We start from the raw sequence: 17,174 nt of genomic DNA on the forward strand, positions 1-17,174 counted from the left end.
AGAGATGGCAGAGTGGTCGAATGCACCGGTCTTGAAAACCGGCATGGGTTTATAGCCCATCTAGGGTTCAAATCCCTATCTCTCCACCACTTATTTTAAAAAAACCGCCTTATGGGCGGTTTTTTGCTTTGTGGAGTTTTTAAATGACTAAAGCAACAAACCTTTCAACCTCGCAGCAATTAATAAAGCATATTTTATTATGGACTGTGTTTGGTTACTGCTATCAAAGTGCCATTACTTTGTTAGTCAAAATGGCTAGTGACGCACAGCCAGAAAATCCTCTTATTACCGCTTTAGTTTATTGTGTAGGCTTTAATATTTTAGCTGCTCATCTAATTACTAAATACGACAAACATTGGCCGGTAATCGGTTCTATTTATATTGGTTGTGTAGGCCTCCTTGGCGTACCCTATTTACTGTTTGGTGAGTCAGCGTTGCTGGCAATTCCTTTACTTGCTGGAATTTTATTCAGTTTACCGCTTTGTAGCTACATTGTTGGCCTAATTAAGCTAAAACTCAGCAAAAACTAGCCCCAAACACGGTTTATTTTGTGATAGCATATATGCGTCTTTTAACTAACAAAACGTGAAAAACACATTATGTCAGATAATTTTACTACAGATGCTGAAAAAGCAAGTTACGGTATTGGCTTACAAATGGGTGAGCAACTTAAGTCTAATCCTTTTGAAGGCTTAAACCTAAATTCAGTATTTGAAGGCATGAAAGATGCGTACGTAGAGGGCGCATTTCAAGTTGAGATCCCTGAGATCCAAGCTGCATTTGAAAAAATCAACGAAGAGATTCAAGCTCGTCGTGAAGAAGAATCAAAAGTACTTTCTGCTGAAGGTGTTTCTTTCTTAGAAGAAAACGCAAAACGTTCAGAAATCACTGTAACTGAGTCAGGTCTTCAATATGAAGTACTTGCTACAGGTGAAGGCGAAAAGCCAACAGCTGAGTCAACAGTTCGTGTTGATTACCATGGTACTCTAATTAATGGTACTGTTTTTGATAGCTCATACGAGCGTGGTCAACCGGCTGAATTTCCAGTTGGTGGCGTGATCAAAGGCTGGACCGAAGCATTACAAATGATGCCTGTAGGTACTAAATGGCGTATCTACGTTCCTCATGAGCTTGCTTATGGTGAACGTGGCGCAGGTGCTGCAATCGCACCTTTCTCAACGCTTGTATTTGACGTTGAGTTACACGAAATCATTTCTTAATTTAAATATTAAGTAAGAATTTAAAAAGCCGCGTTCCATTTGAATGCGGCTTTTTTGTATTTGTTAATTATTTTAAGTTATAAAACAATTGATTTGTATGTTAGTGATTAAAAATAGCCACGAATACCGAAACGGAAGTTTCTACCCGGTAATGGCGCAGTATCTTTAATAAATGATGTATGTACAAATCCTAGCTCATCGGTAATGTTGTCTATATTTAGGTAAAGCTGTGCATCTACACTGCCTAAACCTAATTGGTAATTAGCTTGTGCATCAAATAACGTATAACCGTCCGTTTTTGTTTCAAATGCAGTTACATCGTTTTGATCAAAGTAATGAGTGCCTGTTAGCGTTAGTTGTAAGTCACCTAAATCATATTGTAATTCAGAGCCTAATTTATTGGCTGGAATGCGTGGTAAGTTACCTTCGTCGTCTTTTAGTTTTGCACGAGTTGAGTCACCAAATACTTTAACCATAGCGCTTGGTGTTACTTGATAATGCGCGTCAAACTCAATTCCATAAAGCTCTGCGTCTTTAATTGTAAACTGATATACAGTGACAGCATCATCATGAGCGCCTATAGCCGATTCAAATCCATCTTCCTCATCAAAAACAAGCCCTGTATTTTCTTGGAAATAAAAGTTGTTAATATCGTTGTAGAAAAAGTTAACTGTATAACCAAAGTCACCACTAAAGCGTCTAAAACTAAAATCTACATTAGTTGATTTTTCTTGCTCAATATTTTCAGGTTCGAAATGCACTTCATTACCTTCAATATGATAACCAAGGCCGAGTTCATATGCGCCAGTAGCAATGTGTAGTCCGTTCGATAATAACTCTGCTGATAAAGGCGCGCGCTCAGAATGAGACAAACTTGCCGAGAAACTTTGCCCAGGGGTATATTGCCAAATAGCACCAGCAGATAAACTTATGTTGGTAAAACTTTCATTGTAAGCGAATGCTTCTTCATCACTATGCTCTAATGATTCGTTTTCATCGTGAACATGTTCAAACTTTGTAATTTGGCTTTCAATTTTGTAGTCTTCAATACGCGCACCTAATTCCACAGTAACATTACCAAATTGACGTTCTTCAAGTAAATACAGGGCATGAGTTGTTGTTACACTCGCTGGCGTAAAAGCTTCCTCACCAATAGCATCATAATCAGAATCACTGTAATGGTAGCCGAACATTCCGTGCCAATCAGCAAATTTATGCTCTACATTTGAACGCGCTTCAGTCGTTTTATTTTTGAAAGTAGTACCAATTTCGCCATCTTCAATTTCGCTGTGCGAATAGTCAGTATACCCAACACGTAGGTTGATCGTTTCAATCCAGTTATTATGCAGTGCGTAACTTACAAGCCCTTGCCAGCGATCTTGTTCTAAATGTGCAAAAACTGGTGTTTCAGCTTCTAACTCATCCGCATGCTCTGCTTCGGTTTCATTTTCATTATGTTCGTGATCATGACCATGACCTGGGATACCGTAATCAGTTTCTATATTGCCATACGATAAACCAACAGTTAAATGTTCTCCAACATAGCTAGTACCAAAGTTAATGGTTTCACTATCTATAAAAGTGTTCTCTACCGAGTCTTCAACTTCTATATCACCATCACCATCTTCATCTGAAATAGTAAAAGTAGGTGCTTGGTAATCATCACCTGTGCGTTTAGTGCCATCAAAATGAAAGTTAAAATTGTTATAACCACTTTCTATTTTAGCAGCGTAAGTATTGGCATTTGATACTGTCTCATGGCTGTATTCAGCAGCGCCCGTAAACTCATCAATATTGTTAGTAGGAATACGGTTATCTACTACGTTTACAACGCCACCGATAGCACCAGAGCCATAAAGTAGGGTACTTGGGCCACGTAGAACTTCAATTTGTTCTGCCGCTAGGCTGTCGCTTGATGTCGCGTGGTCTGGGCCAATACGCGATGCATCGCTAGCATCTAATCCGTTTTGTGTGATTTTAACGCGAGGGCCATCTAAACCACGAATAATTGGGCTTGATGATACAGGACCAAAGTAACTTGCATTTACACCCGGTAAACCTTTAAGAGTTTCGCCAAGTGTTGGTTTAGATTTATTTCTCAATTCATCACCCGAGAGCACGCTTACTGGCGATATCATTTCTAGGCTGTTTTTATGAAGAGCTGAGGCGTAAACAACCACTGTTTCAACCGATGTTGGTTTAAGCGATACAGCCACGTTGTTTGAAGATTCGCTAACAGTAATTCGAGAGTCTATGTAGTTGTCTTTACTAATATGTAATTGGCTATTTGCATCGACATGTATGACAAACTCACCTAAATCATTACTTTTAACGCTTTGGTTCTTGCCATGCACATGGATAGAGGCATTTTTAATTGGTTGATTTTTATCATCCATTACTTTGCCAGTAACAGTTGCAGCCAAAGCTGATTGAGAACATAAAACAGAAAAAATAGCAGAGGAGATTAATGTTAACTTTGTCATGGGTATATTGGTTCGCGGTTGTTATGTTGTGATATAATATAACACTGCAAAATTAGTGAATCAACAATGTTATAGTATAACTTTGTATTTTGCGATGAATAATCTAAAAATGACGATTAAGCCAAAATTATACTAATAGGTATGTTAGTAGAAAACCTATTTATTTGACCAGATAACTCATAGCGCTGCAGGTATATCTATGTATTTAAGAGCGGCTATCTATCATTATCAAATCTAGTTTATGCTGCGCTCTTGTCTGGTTTGTTATATCTATAGATTCAATCATTTCGCATTCGTCGCGGATCATCTCTGAAATAAGGCTAGGGTAGTGGCGGCAGTCTTCTGGACGGTCAAGGTAAATGCTGCAGGTATACATATTTTTAGCGAAAGGATCTTTTTGAGGCGCAATTTCTAAAAATGGGCATACTTGAAGTCTTAAGCCTGTTTTTGGGTCAAACCAAATTTCGTTGTTTTTAACGTATTCATAAATTTCGGGGTTAAAAAGCTCCCATAAATCTATTTCTTCTTTCGTTGCGCTTAAATCGCCGCCGCCATATTTAATACAGCATTTACCACACTGGTTGCATTCTTTCATAATTTGCTAATTTAGTTGGCTGTTAACACATTTAAGTTAGTTATTAGTGTAGCACCAAATTTATTATTAACGCTCTACTGAATTGTCCCATTGTTTGCTTTTTGGGTGTGTAAAAAAGTTAGATACAATAACTTAAGTTAAAACCCCTTGTTACATTTTTTATAGTACAGGCTTTATTTAATGGTTTACTCTAAAGGTAGCGAAAAATGTTACAAACCCCGCTTGAGCAACTGTGTGATTGTTAAATGTTGCTGAGCGCAGGTACCTAAGCAGGGCGTTATTATGAAAGAGGCTGTCACTAAGTTAAAAACAGAATTTAATGCAAAGTTATTGTATTGGAACAATCTTAAAAGTAGCAAAGCTAAAGCGACAATCATCCTATTATTTTCAGTTGTCATTGCACTTAAAGTGTTTACGACCCTCTTTACGTTGGATTGGGTTGCAAGTTTATTCAGCGTTTAAGTTTACCAAGAGTAATTGCGATAAAGTTTAATCACAGAGTGTTTAACGCCTACGCGATGTTCATTATTAATGTATTATTACGCTATACACCAAATTAAATAAATCAGTTGTTTAAATACGTTTTATAATGACTGTAATGATACATTTTAGCTAAATTGAGTGAGTAAATGAGTTTAGCTGCACTAAAGGATAACCAGTGATGATGAATACAAAGATATATAAAGCGGTACATGACCTAGCAGAAGATTTAATGGCGGCGGCTAACAAAAATAACCGTGAAAAGTTTGAATCTTTATTTGCTCAATTAAAAGCGATTTGTATTGAAAACGAAAACACTTCAAAAGATCACCCAGTACAATGGGAGACTTTAGCTGATTTTACCGAAGAGCTAGAAGAGGCAATCACTACTTACGAAAAAGCATTAGAAAAGTCTGTTGCGATTAATAACAAAGATCACATGTCGTCGGTTTCTTTTTCAATGGCTACATTACAGCTTGAGCTTGGCCAAAAAGATGAAGCTATTAAAAACCTTCAAAATGCTAAAGTCAGCGCCAATAAAATTGAAGACAAAGAGCTTAAAGCTGAAATACACGACCTATTAGAGTCGCTTATTGAAGAAGAAGGTTAAATACATAAAAGCATAACTTATCCATATTAAATGAGATTTTTGTGGATTTAGCTTGAGCTTAATAAAGCGCTGATGGTTTATACCCTCAGCGCTTTTTTATGTTTGCTATAAATACTAAACCAAAAGAAAAGGCTTACTATTGAGCTAGCTTATTCATAAAATCGACAATGTACTTTGCAATTTCTACTGGTTTTTCTTCAACGCTAAAGTGCCCTGAATCGAGTAAATGCAGTTCAGCGTTCGGTACATCTTTTAAGTATGCTTTAACGCCTTCGGCTATAAACGCAGCATCGTTTGAAGAAGATATTGTTTCAGCTCTGCTTGAGCGGACAACTCATAATGTGACTTACGACGGCGCTTATCGCTCTATTGGCTACCCTGGTGGGGATGTACCTAAAAATATAGGTGTGTGCACCGATGTAATAATTAGAAGTTACAGAAAGTTGGGTATCGATTTACAGAAACTCGTGCATGAAGACATGCAAAAAAACTTTGCGCTGTATCCATCTAAACGTATTTGGGGCTTAACTAAGCCTGATAAAAATATAGATCACCGACGTGTTCCAAATTTACAAGCTTACTTTGAGCGCCATGCAAACGTATTAAGTAAATCCAACAAAGTGAGTGATTATAAAACCGGCGATCTAGTAACGTGGATGTTACCAGGTAATTTACCTCATATAGGTATGGTGATTAATGAGTTATCTCAAGATACGGGTAACCCACTTATTGTGCATAATATAGGGCGTGGTCCGCAAAAAAGCGATATGCTTTTTGATTATAAAATTACCGGACATTACCGGTTCGTTCCAGACTATTGATAAGTTTAATAAACGATAGATGTAAATATTGATTTTATTTTAGATCAATACTTACATTGCCATTGGGTTTACAGCAGCACAGGAGTATTTCGCCTTCTCGCACAAACGCAAGTGGCTCTTCGTTATACTCAACACTGCCTGACACTAACGTTGCTCTACAAGCTCCGCAATAGCCTTCACGACATTGGAATGCGACGTCTATTTTCATGGATTCTAAGCAGTTTAAAAGAGAAGGGCAGCCAGCGGTAAACTCTATACACTGGCTGTTTTCTGCAAGTGTTACACTTGCAGTGGCTGTATCACTCATTATAAATCAAAATCACCAAATTCTGATGCATCAACTTGAGAGTCTATTTGACCAACAAGGTATGAGCTAATTTCTGCTTCTTGAGGTGCTACTTGCACGTTATCAGACACTAACCACGAGTTAATCCATGGTATAGGGTTACTGTTATTTTCAAACTGTGCTGGCAAGCCAATCGCAGTCATACGTGCATTAGTAATATATTCGACGTACTGGCATAAAATATGTTTATTTAAGCCAATCATTGAACCATCTTTAAATAAATACTCAGCCCACTCTTTTTCTTGCTCTGCGGCATCAACAAACATTTTAATTGCTTCGTCGCGACACTGGGCTGCAACAATCGCCATTTCTGGATCGTCTTTGCCGTCTTGCATAATGTTTAAAATATGCTGAGTACCCGAAAGATGAAGTGCTTCATCGCGCGCAATAAGCTTGATGATTTTAGCGTTACCTTCCATTAGCTCACGCTCAGCAAATGCAAACGAACATGCAAAGCTTACGTAAAATCGAATAGCTTCTAAGATGTTCACCGACATCATTGCAAGGTAAAGTTTCTTTTTAAGCTCGAACAAGTTAACAATAACTGCTTTACCATTAATTACGTGTTTGCCTTCACCGTATAAGTTGTAAAGCGATACAGAGTTAATTAAGTCATCGTAGTATTTAGTTACGGCATCAGCACGTTCGCTAATTTTATCGTTGCTAACAATGTCATCAAAAATAAGTTCAGGTGCTTGTGTTACGTTACGGATAATATGCGTGTATGAGCGGCTGTGAATCGTTTCACTAAATGCCCACGTTTCTATCCATGTTTCAAGCTCTGGTAGCGATACAATTGGAAGTAGAGCCACGTTTGGCGAACGACCTTGTACACTATCAAGCAGTGTTTGGTATTTTAAGTTGCTTAAAAATATATGCTTTTCGTGATCTGGTAATGCTTGAAAGTCTAAACGGTCTTTACTTACATCTACTTCCTCAGGACGCCAAAAGAAAGACAGTTGCTTTTCAATTAACTTTTCAAAAATTGGGTATTTTTGTTGGTCGTAACGAGATACGTTTACAGTTTGGCCAAAAAACATTGGCTCTTGCATTTGGTTGTTATGGTTTCGGCTAAAAGTAGTATAAGACATGTTTATCACTCAAAAAACTATCAGAGAAAGCGGGCTAAATGCCCGCTTAAAATAAAAATCAGCAGTTATATTTTACACGCGCCGCCTTCACAATCATCATCTTCCACTTCTGGAGTATCTTCTTGCATATCAGAGGCACCATCACGCGTATTATGGTAGTACAAGGTTTTAACGCCTAATTTGTACGCACTTAGTAAGTCTTTTAATAAGACTTGCATAGGTACTTTACCGCCTTCGAACTTGTTTGGATCATAATTTGTATTTGCAGAAATTGTTTGGTCTACAAATTTTTGCATTATACCAACAAGCTGCAAGTAACCATCGTTTGATGGAATGTCCCACAGTAGCTCGTATTGATCTTTTAAACGCTCATACTCAGGAACAACTTGTTTTAAAATACCGTCTTTACTTGCTTTAACACTAATATGTCCACGTGGTGGTTCAATACCATTTGTTGCATTAGAGATTTGCGACGATGTTTCTGATGGCATTAACGCACTTAGTGTTGAGTTACGCATACCGTGCTCTTTAATACTGGCACGAAGTGTATCCCAATCAAGATGAAGTGGCTCATCACAAATTTTATCTAAATCACGTTTGTACGTATCTGTTGGCATAATACCTTGTGAATACGTTGTTTCGTTAAACTTAGGACATGCACCGCGCTCTTTAGCAAGCTCGTTTGATGCTTTCATTAAGTAGTATTGAATCGCTTCAAAGGTTTTATGTGTTAAAGCATTTGCGCTGCCATCAGAATAACGCTTACCGTTTTTAGCTAGGTAGTATGCGTAGTTAATTACGCCTATTCCTAACGTACGGCGACCCATAGTGGCATTTTTAGCAGCCGGTACTGGGTAGTCTTGGAAATCAAGTAGGTTATCAAGTGCGCGTACTGCAAGCTCTGCTAGCTCTTCAAGCTCGTCTAGTGATTCTATTGCACCTAAGTTAAACGCAGACAGTGTACAAAGGGCTATTTCGCCTTCTTCGTCGTTTACGTTATTAAGTGGCTTAGTTGGTAATGCAATTTCTAAACATAAGTTAGATTGACGAATAGGCGCAACTTTAGCAATGAACGGGCTGTGTGTATTACAGTGATCCACATTTTGTAAATAAATACGACCTGTACTTGCACGCTCCTGAGCAAACATAGAGAAAAGCTCAATGGCTTTAATGCGTTTTTTACGAATAGACTCGTCTTGTTCGTATTTTACGTAAAGCGCATCAAACTCAGCTTGGTCTTCAAAAAAAGCATCGTAAAGGCCAGGCACATCTGATGGGCTAAATAACGTAATGTAGTCGTCTTTAATTAAACGAGAGTACATTAGTTTATTAAACTGTACACCGTAATCTAGGTGACGAACGCGGTTATCGTCTACACCACGGTTATTTTTAAGTACAAGTAGGTTTTCTACTTCTAAGTGCCAAAGCGGGTAGAATAATGTTGCTGCGCCGCCACGTACACCACCTTGCGAACAACTTTTAACAGCTGTTTGAAAGTGCTTATAAAAAGGAATACAACCTGTGTGATACGCTTCGCCGTTACGAATATGGCTACCTAAAGCACGAATTCGACCTGCATTAATACCAATACCTGCGCGTTGTGAAACGTATTTAACAATAGCTGACGATGTCGCATTGATTGAATCAAGGCTGTCGCCACATTCAATTAGTACACATGAGCTAAACTGGCGTGTTGGAGTACGAACGCCCGCCATGATAGGTGTAGGTAATGAAATCTTGAACAGCGAGACTGCATCGTAAAAACGCTTAATATACGCAACGCGTGTTTCACTAGGGTAGTCAGAAAATAAACTTGCCGCGACTAAAATGTATAAAAACTGTGCGCTTTCGTAAATTTCGCCCGATACACGGTTTTGAACAAGGTATTTACCTTCCAGCTGTTTTACAGCAGCGTAGCTAAAGTTAAGATCGCGAGAATGATCAATGTATGCATCAAGCTCGTCTAATTCTTGCTCTGTGTAATCTACTAATAAATGGGCATCGTAGCGCTTATCACCAACCATTTTAGTGACATGGTCAAATAAACGTGGTGGTTCAAATTGACCGTACGCTTTTTTACGTAAATGGAATACAGCTAAACGTGCAGCTAAGTATTGATAATCAGGCGATTCTTTTGAAATCTGATCGGCAGCTGCTTTGATGATGGTTTCGTGAATGTCTTTAGTACGTATACCATCGTAAAACTGAATGTGTGATTTTAGTTCAACTTGTGAAACCGAAACGTTTTTTAAACCTTCGGCGGCCCATTCAATAACGCGATGGATCTTATCTAGATCAAGTGGCTCTTTACGACCGTCACGTTTGCTTACAGATAACTGTTGGTTCATAGCTTTGCCTGTATTCCTTGGGGATTATGTATTTTGGCCAATGTTTACACCGTAATTAGCAAGGTGCAGCATTCATTTATTATAGGTTTCACTAAATCTGTTAATTTAATTGAATAACATTTGGCCACAATATCTGGTGTTGTTCAATTTAGAGATCACAAGATAGTGTGGTCTGAGTCGTTTTGCAAGGGGCAAGATTGCCCCAATTTGTGGATAACTTTGGGATAACGCACTTGTGTTAGTGAGCATTAACCTTTGATCATTCGGTTAAGTTGAAATATGCAGAAATCAACTAATGATCTGCTAAATTTACGCATTTAAAAAATAAATTTTGACTGCTTTTTTTATCAACAAGCTTTGCGCAAAAACTAACACAATCACAATATATAGTGTTTAAAAATTAACATAGCACTATATATGGTTAAAACCGTCAATAGGGCTTTTCCAGTTAAAATCGGCTTGCCAGCTCAAAACATCATCAAGGCTTGGTATATAACCCCAAAGCGCTGAGGCCGTATGCATACCTGCCGCTTTGCCTGCTTGTATGTCACGCTGTGCATCACCAATGTATAAACAACGGCTTGGTTCTACCTGCATAAGCTTTGCACAATGTAGCAGTGGTAGAGGTGATGGCTTAGCTTCAGCTAATGTGTCGCCACTTATTACTACACTGGCATTTTTTAATGCGGGAATAGCTGCCACTAAAGGATCGGTTAAAAACCCTGGTTTATTAGTCATGATCCCCCATTTGATCTTTTTCTGATCAAGGGCGATAAGTAACGATTCAACTCCGCTGAAACAACGTGTGTGATTTGCTATATTTGTAGCGTACTCGTCAACTAATTGCTTTATAAGCTCGCTTTGGGGTTGTTTGTCCCATAATTCTTTAAAACCAGCCTCTAATAATGCGCCTGCGCCGTTAGATGCAGCAGGACGGTATATATCACTACTAACAGGCTCTATTTTATTACTAATAAGGACTGCGTTTAAAGCGGCGCCTAGATCATCAGCGGTGTCGAGTAGGGTGCCGTCTAAATCAAATAAAAATGCATCGTACTCAATAAGGGGGAGGGGGGCTTGAGAGTTAGCCATTAAGCTAACTTCTCGAAATAAAGTATGTAATTTACGCTAACGTCACTATTGAGCGTATATTGCTTTGATAGTGGGTTATAAGAAAGCCCTGTGCTTGCACGAACTTTTAAACCGGCTTGCTCTGCCCATGCAATAAGCTGTGCAGGCTTTATAAACTTTTTATGGTCGTGTGTACCTTCAGGCACCATTTTTAACAGTTTTTCAGCGCCAACAATCGCATATAAATATGCTTTAGGTGTTTTGTTCAGGGTTGAAAAAAACACGTCCGCGCCTGGTTTGGCAAGTGCAGCTACAGCATGAATGATAGATGCTGGGTCGGGAACGTGCTCAAGCATTTCCATACACGTTATTACATCAAAGCGCTCAGGGTACTGTGTTGCAAACTCTTCTGCAGGCACTTTTATGTAATCTACATTTACGCCAGTTTCTAAACTGTGTAACTTAGCAACAGTTAAAGGTTCTTGGCCCATATCGATGCCAGTTACTTTTGCACCCATACGCGCCATGCTTTGGCTTAAAATACCACCGCCACAGCCAACGTCGAGTGTTTCTTTATCGAATAAGCCTTGCGTTTTGTTTGCTATGAAGTCCAAACGTAACGGATTAATTTCGTGAAGAGGTTTGAATTCTCCGTCTAGGTCCCACCAACGCTCAGCGATGGCTTCAAATTTTGCTATTTCTGCGTGATCTACATTTTGATGTTCGGTCATAAAATACTTCCTCGTCAATCTGAGGCCATTATATAGGGCTAAATTGATAAATCGCAAAGTTTTGCGCCTGTAAATTAAAATTAATTGTGATAGCATGTCTGTTAGTAATAATAACAATACTCTTTAAAACCTAATACCGGGTTATTGAGAGCTGATACTGAAGGAATGTGATATCAAATGACTGATCTCGCCAATGAAATTCTGCCAGTCAATATTGAAGACGAGTTAAAAAACTCCTACTTAGATTATGCAATGAGCGTAATAGTAGGACGTGCATTACCAGACGTACGAGACGGCTTAAAACCTGTTCACCGCCGCGTTTTGTTTGCAATGAACGAGCTTAGTAATGACTGGAACAAACCTTACAAAAAGTCGGCCCGTGTGGTCGGTGACGTAATCGGTAAATACCACCCACACGGCGACAGTGCAGTTTATGACACGATAGTTCGTATGGCTCAGCCATTCTCACTACGTTATATGCTTGTAGATGGCCAAGGTAACTTCGGTTCGGTTGATGGTGATTCAGCAGCGGCAATGCGTTATACAGAAGTACGTATGGCAAAAATGTCGCATGAGTTATTAGCCGATCTTGAAAAAGAAACGGTTGATTTCGTTCCTAACTACGACGGCACTGAGTTCATTCCTGACGTGTTACCTACGAAAGTTCCTAATTTATTAGTGAATGGTTCGTCGGGTATTGCGGTAGGCATGGCTACAAATATTCCACCACATAACTTAACTGAAGTTGTGAACGGGTGTTTGGCACTTATTCAAAATCCAGATTTAACTATTTTAGAGTTAATGGATTATATCCCAGGTCCTGATTTCCCAACGGCTGCAATTATCAATGGTAAGAAGGGTATTGAACAAGCCTACTTAACTGGCCGTGGTAAAGTGTACATGCGTGCACGTGCCGACATCGAAACCGATGAAAAAACAGGCCGTGAAACAATCATCGTTCACGAAATTCCTTATCAAGTTAATAAAGCTCGTTTAATTGAAAAAATTGCAGAGCTTGTTAAAGATAAGAAAATTGAAGGTATTAGTGCGCTACGTGATGAATCAGATAAAGACGGTATGCGTATCGTTATTGAAATCAAACGTGGTGACGTAGGCGAAGTTATATTAAACAACTTGTATTCACAAACTCAGTTACAAACTGTGTTTGGTATGAATATGGTTGCTTTAATCAATAACCAACCTAAATGCTTTAATTTAAAAGAAATGCTAGAAGAGTTTATCATTCACCGCCGTGAAGTAGTAACTCGTCGTACCGTGTTTGATTTACGTAAAGCCCGTGACCGAGCTCACACGCTTGAAGGTTTAGCGATTGCGCTTGCTAACATTGACCCAATTATCGAGCTTATTCGTAAATCGCCTACACCTGCTGAAGCTAAAATTGCTTTAACTGCGCGTCCATGGGAATTAGGTCATGTACAAGGTATGCTTGAGAAAGCAGGTGAAAATAATGTAGCACGTCCAGATTGGCTTGCTGCTGATTTAGGTATTCGCGACGGTCAATACTATATTTCTGAGCAACAAGCTCAAGCAATTCTAGATTTGCGTTTACACAAGCTTACTGGTCTTGAACACGAAAAAATCTTAACTGAATATCAAGCGTTATTAGAGCTAATAGCTGAGCTACTTTATATTTTGGCGACGCCTGAGCGTTTAATGGAAGTTATTCGTGATGAGCTAGTCGAAATTAAAGCGCAGTATGGCGATGAGCGTCGTACTGAGATTAATGCAGCGGCTCACGATATCAGCCTTGAAGACTTAATTACTGAAGAAAATGTTGTTGTAACGCTTTCTCACGAAGGGTATGTGAAGTATCAGGCATTGTCTGATTACGAAGCACAGCGTCGTGGTGGTAAAGGTAAGTCAGCAACGAAGATGAAAGATGAAGATTTCATTGAACGTTTGTTAGTTGCAAATACACACGATACTATTTTATGTTTCTCTACGGCCGGTCGTTTATATTGGCTTAAAGTGTATCAGTTACCACTAGCAAGTCGTGCAGCGCGCGGTAAGCCAATTGTTAACTTGTTACCACTTGAAGCTGATGAACGTATTACTGCTATATTGCCAGTACGCGAGTACGCAGAAAATAAATATATCTTTATGGCAACTGCATTCGGTACTGTTAAGAAAACACCATTAACAGCTTACAGTCGTCAACGTGCAAGCGGTATTATTGCTGTTAACTTAAATGATGGCGATAGCCTGATTGGTGTTGATATTACCGATGGTAGCAACGAAATTATGTTGTTCACTGATGCAGGTAAAGTTGTACGCTTTAAAGAAGCTGAAGAAACAACAGTTGTTGATGAAAACGGTAACCCAGTATTAGACGAAGAAGGTAACCCTGAGATCCGCTTCAAAGGTGTTCGCCCAATGGGTCGTACTGCTACAGGTGTTCGTGGTATTAAAATGCCAGACGAGCAACGCGTAGTCTCGTTGATTGTACCAAAAACTGACGGTGCTATTTTAACGGTAACTGAAAATGGTTACGGTAAGCGTACACAACTAGAAGATTACCCATCTAAGAGCCGTGCAACACAAGGTGTTGTATCAATTAAGGTGAGTGAACGTAACGGTGCTGTTGTTGGTGCTGTGCAAGTTGATGACAACGATGAAATAATGATTATTTCGAATCGTGGTACCTTAGTACGTACTCGCGTTAATGAAGTTTCTACGGTTGGACGTAACACACAAGGTGTTATTTTGATCAGAACTATTGACGAAGAGCAAGTAGTTGGTTTACAACGTATAGAAGAGATTGAAGTTACTGAAAGTGACTTGATTGATATTGAAGACGTTGAAACGGTAGATACGGTTATTGACGAAGTAGCGGATGATAATCCTCCTTCAGAATAATTGATATTTAAAAAGCGGCCTTGGCCGCTTTTTTTAATAGTGTTGAATAAAACTAATACAGCTTGCTTGCAGTGCAATCAGGCTCGAAATTTTTGAATTACTGGAATGAGGCAAAGGTAATGAGTAAATATAATTTTTGTGCGGGGCCCGCAATGCTTCCGCAAGCGGTTATGAAAAAAGCGCAAAAAGAGTTTCTAGATTGGCAAGACCTAGGTGTGTCTGTGATGGAGATTAGCCATCGTGGTAAAGAGTTTTTAGCGCTTACTGCCAAATGTGAAGCGAGTCTTCGTCGTCTTATGAATATCAGTGATGAGTTTGAAGTGCTGTTTATGCATGGTGGTGGTCGTGGTCAATTTAGTGCTGTGCCTTTAAATTTACACCAAGAAGGCAAAACAGCGTTTTATTGTGAGAATGGCGTGTGGTCGAAAAGCGCCAGAGATGAAGCGAATAAGTTCACTCAAACGTCTTTTACGGATGTCCGTAATGATGCAGATGGTGAGTTTTCAATTAAAGCGGTTGCTGACTGGGAATTACCAGAAGATGCTGCGTATATCCACTATTGCCCTAATGAAACTGTTGATGGCTTAGAGATTTTTGATGTACCGAGCCACCCAACAGCTCCAATTGTTGCTGATATGTCTTCAACTATTTTATCGCGTGAAATAGACGTTAATAAATTTGATTTAATTTATGCTGGCGCACAAAAAAATATTGGTCCATCAGGTATTTCAATTGTTATTGTTCGTAAAACATTACTTGAGCGCAAAGGTTTACCTAAGCCTGGTATTTTAGATTACGCATTAGAAGCAAAACAAGGCAGCATGTTCAACACGCCTCCTACATTTGCTTGGTATTTAGCGGCTGAAGTATTTGAATGGCTTGAAAGTAATGGTGGCGTCAAAGCCATGGAAGCACAAAATATTGCTAAGGCAGATTTACTGTATGACTTTATCGATAACTCAGATTTTTATTCAAATATAGTTGCTAAACATTGTCGCTCACGCATGAATGTTCCATTTTGGTTAAACGATGAAAGCTTAAATAGCAAATTTGTTGCTCAATCAAACGAGGCCGGTTTACTTGCACTTGAAGGGCATCGGATTGTAGGGGGAATGCGTGCAAGCATTTATAACGCAATGCCACTTGAAGGTGTTCAAGCGCTTGTTGATTTTATGGCTGCCTTTGCGAAGGAAAATAGTTAATGGAACAATTACGCTTAGAACCTATTTCTCGTGTAAACGGCAGTGTAACGTTACCTGGATCGAAAAGCTTATCGAATAGGATTTTGCTATTAGCAGCACTTGCCAATGGAACCACTGTTGTAGAGAATTTACTTGATAGCGACGATATCCGCCACATGCTGGGCGCTTTAAAGCTGCTGGGTGTTAATGTTACGCTAAATGCTGAACGAACTGTAGCGACTGTTGAGGGTGTTGGAGGTGTATTTAATACACCTACTGAGCCCTTGTTCTTGGGTAATGCGGGGACTGCTTACAGACCTTTAACAGCCGTACTTGCAGCAATTACGGGTGAATATGAACTAATAGGCGAGCCACGTATGGAAGAGCGTCCGATAGGGCACTTGGTTGATGCTCTGCAAGCGCTTGGTGGTGACGTTACCTATACAAAACACAAAGACTACCCACCACTTAAAATCGTGGGTGGCCAAATAAAAGGTGGTGAGGTTGAAATTGACGGTAGTATTTCAAGTCAATTTTTAACCGCTTTATTAATGGCAGCGCCATTATTTAGCGGTGATACAACGATAACGATTAAAGGCACTTTAGTATCTAAACCTTATATTGATATTACGCTTGATGTAATGGCACGTTTTGGTGTTAATGTTAAACATAGTAATTATACAAGCTTTAACGTTAAAGGTGGTCAGCAGTATCAATCGCTCGATCGAATTATGGTTGAAGGTGACGCTTCTTCTGCTTCTTACTTTGTTGCTGCGGCTGCAATTGCTGGCGGCGAGATTGAAATTAAAGGTGTGGGTGCTAAATCAGTTCAAGGTGATATAGGCTTCGCTAAAGTAATGGAGCAAGTAGGCGCTAAAATTGATTGGTATGATGAGCGTTTAGTTGTTCGCAAAGGCGAATTAAAAGGCGTAGATATTGACGCCAATGCAATTCCTGATGCTGCTATGACACTTGCAACGGTAGCTTTGTTCGCTAAAGGCCCAACTGCAATCCGTAATATTTATAACTGGCGCGTAAAAGAAACCGACCGTTTATATGCAATGGCAACTGAGCTTAGAAAAGTAGGTGCAGAAGTAGTAGAAGGACATGATTTTATAGAAATCATACCGCCTGCACACTTTAACGATGTAGCAATAGACACTTATGATGATCACCGTATTGCAATGTGCTTTGCCATGGTTGCCGTAGGTGGGAAGCCTATAACTATTAACGATCCTAAATGTACATATAAAACATTTCCTACATTTTTCAGTGTTTTAGCGTCGGTCAGTGAGTAGACCTTTAATAAGTATTTATAAA

General features: G+C 39.3%; 14 protein-coding genes. 7 read left to right on the forward strand and 7 right to left on the reverse strand.

Translation table 11 applies throughout. From position 1 onward, the window contains the following. Positions 1 to 143: 143 nt before the first annotated feature. Together P20652_RS02955 and P20652_RS02950 are read left to right on the forward strand one after the other, a co-directional pair. Positions 144 to 530, forward strand: a complete 387-nt coding sequence (locus P20652_RS02955) for a hypothetical protein (RefSeq protein WP_008171690.1) — start codon at positions 144 to 146, stop codon at positions 528 to 530. 69 nt (positions 531 to 599) lie between these two features. Then, positions 600 to 1,220 (forward strand): FKBP-type peptidyl-prolyl cis-trans isomerase, encoded by a 621-nt coding sequence (locus P20652_RS02950; RefSeq protein WP_008171692.1) that lies wholly within the window; start codon positions 600 to 602, stop codon positions 1,218 to 1,220. A 107-nt stretch (positions 1,221 to 1,327) separates the two neighbouring features. On the opposite strand, the gene P20652_RS02945 is transcribed toward P20652_RS02950, so the two are convergent. Then, positions 1,328 to 3,703 carry a TonB-dependent receptor domain-containing protein gene (locus P20652_RS02945; RefSeq protein WP_008171693.1) on the reverse strand — a complete coding sequence of 792 codons (2,376 nt, stop codon included), beginning with the start codon at positions 3,701 to 3,703 and terminating at the stop codon, positions 1,328 to 1,330. Positions 3,704 to 3,908: 205 nt separating this feature from the next. Beyond that, a complete protein-coding gene (locus P20652_RS02940; RefSeq protein WP_008171695.1) occupies positions 3,909 to 4,298 on the reverse strand; it encodes a YkgJ family cysteine cluster protein in 390 nt (129 codons plus the stop codon). A 661-nt stretch (positions 4,299 to 4,959) separates the two neighbouring features. Here P20652_RS02940 and P20652_RS02930 point away from each other — a divergent pair. Both P20652_RS02930 and P20652_RS02925 read left to right on the forward strand, forming a co-directional pair. Continuing rightward, the gene (locus P20652_RS02930; protein WP_002961147.1) at positions 4,960 to 5,388 is read left to right on the forward strand and encodes a hypothetical protein; all 429 of its coding nucleotides are present in this window, start codon (positions 4,960 to 4,962) and stop codon (positions 5,386 to 5,388) included. 167 nt (positions 5,389 to 5,555) lie between these two features. After that, on the forward strand, positions 5,556 to 6,209 hold the full coding sequence (locus tag P20652_RS02925; protein ID WP_008171699.1) for a DUF1287 domain-containing protein: 654 nt from the start codon (positions 5,556 to 5,558) through the stop codon (positions 6,207 to 6,209). Between the two features lie 34 nt (positions 6,210 to 6,243). Here P20652_RS02925 and yfaE read toward each other — a convergent pair whose 3' ends face one another. The 5 genes from yfaE to ubiG form a co-directional block, all read right to left on the reverse strand. After that, positions 6,244 to 6,516 (reverse strand): class I ribonucleotide reductase maintenance protein YfaE, encoded by a 273-nt coding sequence (yfaE, locus tag P20652_RS02920; protein WP_008171701.1) that lies wholly within the window; start codon positions 6,514 to 6,516, stop codon positions 6,244 to 6,246. Further along, on the reverse strand, positions 6,516 to 7,646 hold the full coding sequence (gene nrdB, locus P20652_RS02915) for a class Ia ribonucleoside-diphosphate reductase subunit beta (protein WP_008171702.1): 1,131 nt from the start codon (positions 7,644 to 7,646) through the stop codon (positions 6,516 to 6,518). Before nrdB ends, yfaE begins: the two co-directional genes overlap by 1 nt. Before the next feature lie 65 nt (positions 7,647 to 7,711). Next, positions 7,712 to 9,994: a class 1a ribonucleoside-diphosphate reductase subunit alpha gene (gene nrdA / locus P20652_RS02910; protein WP_008171704.1), complete on the reverse strand. Its 2,283-nt coding sequence runs from the start codon at positions 9,992 to 9,994 to the stop codon at positions 7,712 to 7,714. Positions 9,995 to 10,405: 411 nt separating this feature from the next. Next, positions 10,406 to 11,086: an HAD family hydrolase gene (locus tag P20652_RS02905; protein ID WP_008171706.1), complete on the reverse strand. Its 681-nt coding sequence runs from the start codon at positions 11,084 to 11,086 to the stop codon at positions 10,406 to 10,408. Next, positions 11,086 to 11,796, reverse strand: a complete 711-nt coding sequence (gene ubiG, locus P20652_RS02900; RefSeq protein WP_008171708.1) for a bifunctional 2-polyprenyl-6-hydroxyphenol methylase/3-demethylubiquinol 3-O-methyltransferase UbiG — start codon at positions 11,794 to 11,796, stop codon at positions 11,086 to 11,088. The genes P20652_RS02905 and ubiG overlap by 1 nt, the downstream gene beginning before the upstream one ends. Positions 11,797 to 11,973: 177 nt before the next feature. Between ubiG and gyrA the strand changes: the two genes are divergently transcribed. From gyrA to aroA, 3 genes are all read left to right on the forward strand, one after another. Beyond that, on the forward strand, positions 11,974 to 14,673 hold the full coding sequence (gene gyrA / locus P20652_RS02895; RefSeq protein ID WP_008171710.1) for a DNA topoisomerase (ATP-hydrolyzing) subunit A: 2,700 nt from the start codon (positions 11,974 to 11,976) through the stop codon (positions 14,671 to 14,673). 119 nt (positions 14,674 to 14,792) lie between these two features. Further along, positions 14,793 to 15,875: a 3-phosphoserine/phosphohydroxythreonine transaminase gene (gene serC, locus P20652_RS02890; protein ID WP_033017961.1), complete on the forward strand. Its 1,083-nt coding sequence runs from the start codon at positions 14,793 to 14,795 to the stop codon at positions 15,873 to 15,875. After that, positions 15,875 to 17,152, forward strand: coding sequence for a 3-phosphoshikimate 1-carboxyvinyltransferase (gene aroA / locus P20652_RS02885; protein WP_008171715.1), 1,278 nt, complete (start codon positions 15,875 to 15,877; stop codon positions 17,150 to 17,152). Before serC ends, aroA begins: the two co-directional genes overlap by 1 nt. Positions 17,153 to 17,174 lie beyond the last annotated feature (22 nt).

The sequence above is a fragment of the Pseudoalteromonas sp. BSi20652 genome (assembly GCF_000239855.1).
Taxonomy (GTDB): Bacteria; Pseudomonadota; Gammaproteobacteria; order Enterobacterales; family Alteromonadaceae; genus Pseudoalteromonas.

Excerpts from the sequence above, each read along its gene's own strand:
- P20652_RS02955 (WP_008171690.1), top strand. The coding sequence starts at position 144 with ATGACTAAAGCAACAAACCTTTCAACCTCGCAGCAATTAATAAAGCAT.
- P20652_RS02950 (WP_008171692.1), top strand. The coding sequence starts at position 600 with ATGTCAGATAATTTTACTACAGATGCTGAAAAAGCAAGTTACGGTATT.
- P20652_RS02945 (WP_008171693.1), bottom strand. The coding sequence starts at position 3,703 with ATGACAAAGTTAACATTAATCTCCTCTGCTATTTTTTCTGTTTTATGT.
- P20652_RS02940 (WP_008171695.1), bottom strand. The coding sequence starts at position 4,298 with ATGAAAGAATGCAACCAGTGTGGTAAATGCTGTATTAAATATGGCGGC.
- P20652_RS02930 (WP_002961147.1), top strand. The coding sequence starts at position 4,960 with ATGATGAATACAAAGATATATAAAGCGGTACATGACCTAGCAGAAGAT.
- P20652_RS02925 (WP_008171699.1), top strand. The coding sequence starts at position 5,556 with ATGTACTTTGCAATTTCTACTGGTTTTTCTTCAACGCTAAAGTGCCCT.
- yfaE (WP_008171701.1), bottom strand. The coding sequence starts at position 6,516 with ATGAGTGATACAGCCACTGCAAGTGTAACACTTGCAGAAAACAGCCAG.
- nrdB (WP_008171702.1), bottom strand. The coding sequence starts at position 7,646 with ATGTCTTATACTACTTTTAGCCGAAACCATAACAACCAAATGCAAGAG.
- nrdA (WP_008171704.1), bottom strand. The coding sequence starts at position 9,994 with ATGAACCAACAGTTATCTGTAAGCAAACGTGACGGTCGTAAAGAGCCA.
- P20652_RS02905 (WP_008171706.1), bottom strand. The coding sequence starts at position 11,086 with ATGGCTAACTCTCAAGCCCCCCTCCCCCTTATTGAGTACGATGCATTT.
- ubiG (WP_008171708.1), bottom strand. The coding sequence starts at position 11,796 with ATGACCGAACATCAAAATGTAGATCACGCAGAAATAGCAAAATTTGAA.
- gyrA (WP_008171710.1), top strand. The coding sequence starts at position 11,974 with ATGACTGATCTCGCCAATGAAATTCTGCCAGTCAATATTGAAGACGAG.
- serC (WP_033017961.1), top strand. The coding sequence starts at position 14,793 with ATGAGTAAATATAATTTTTGTGCGGGGCCCGCAATGCTTCCGCAAGCG.
- aroA (WP_008171715.1), top strand. The coding sequence starts at position 15,875 with ATGGAACAATTACGCTTAGAACCTATTTCTCGTGTAAACGGCAGTGTA.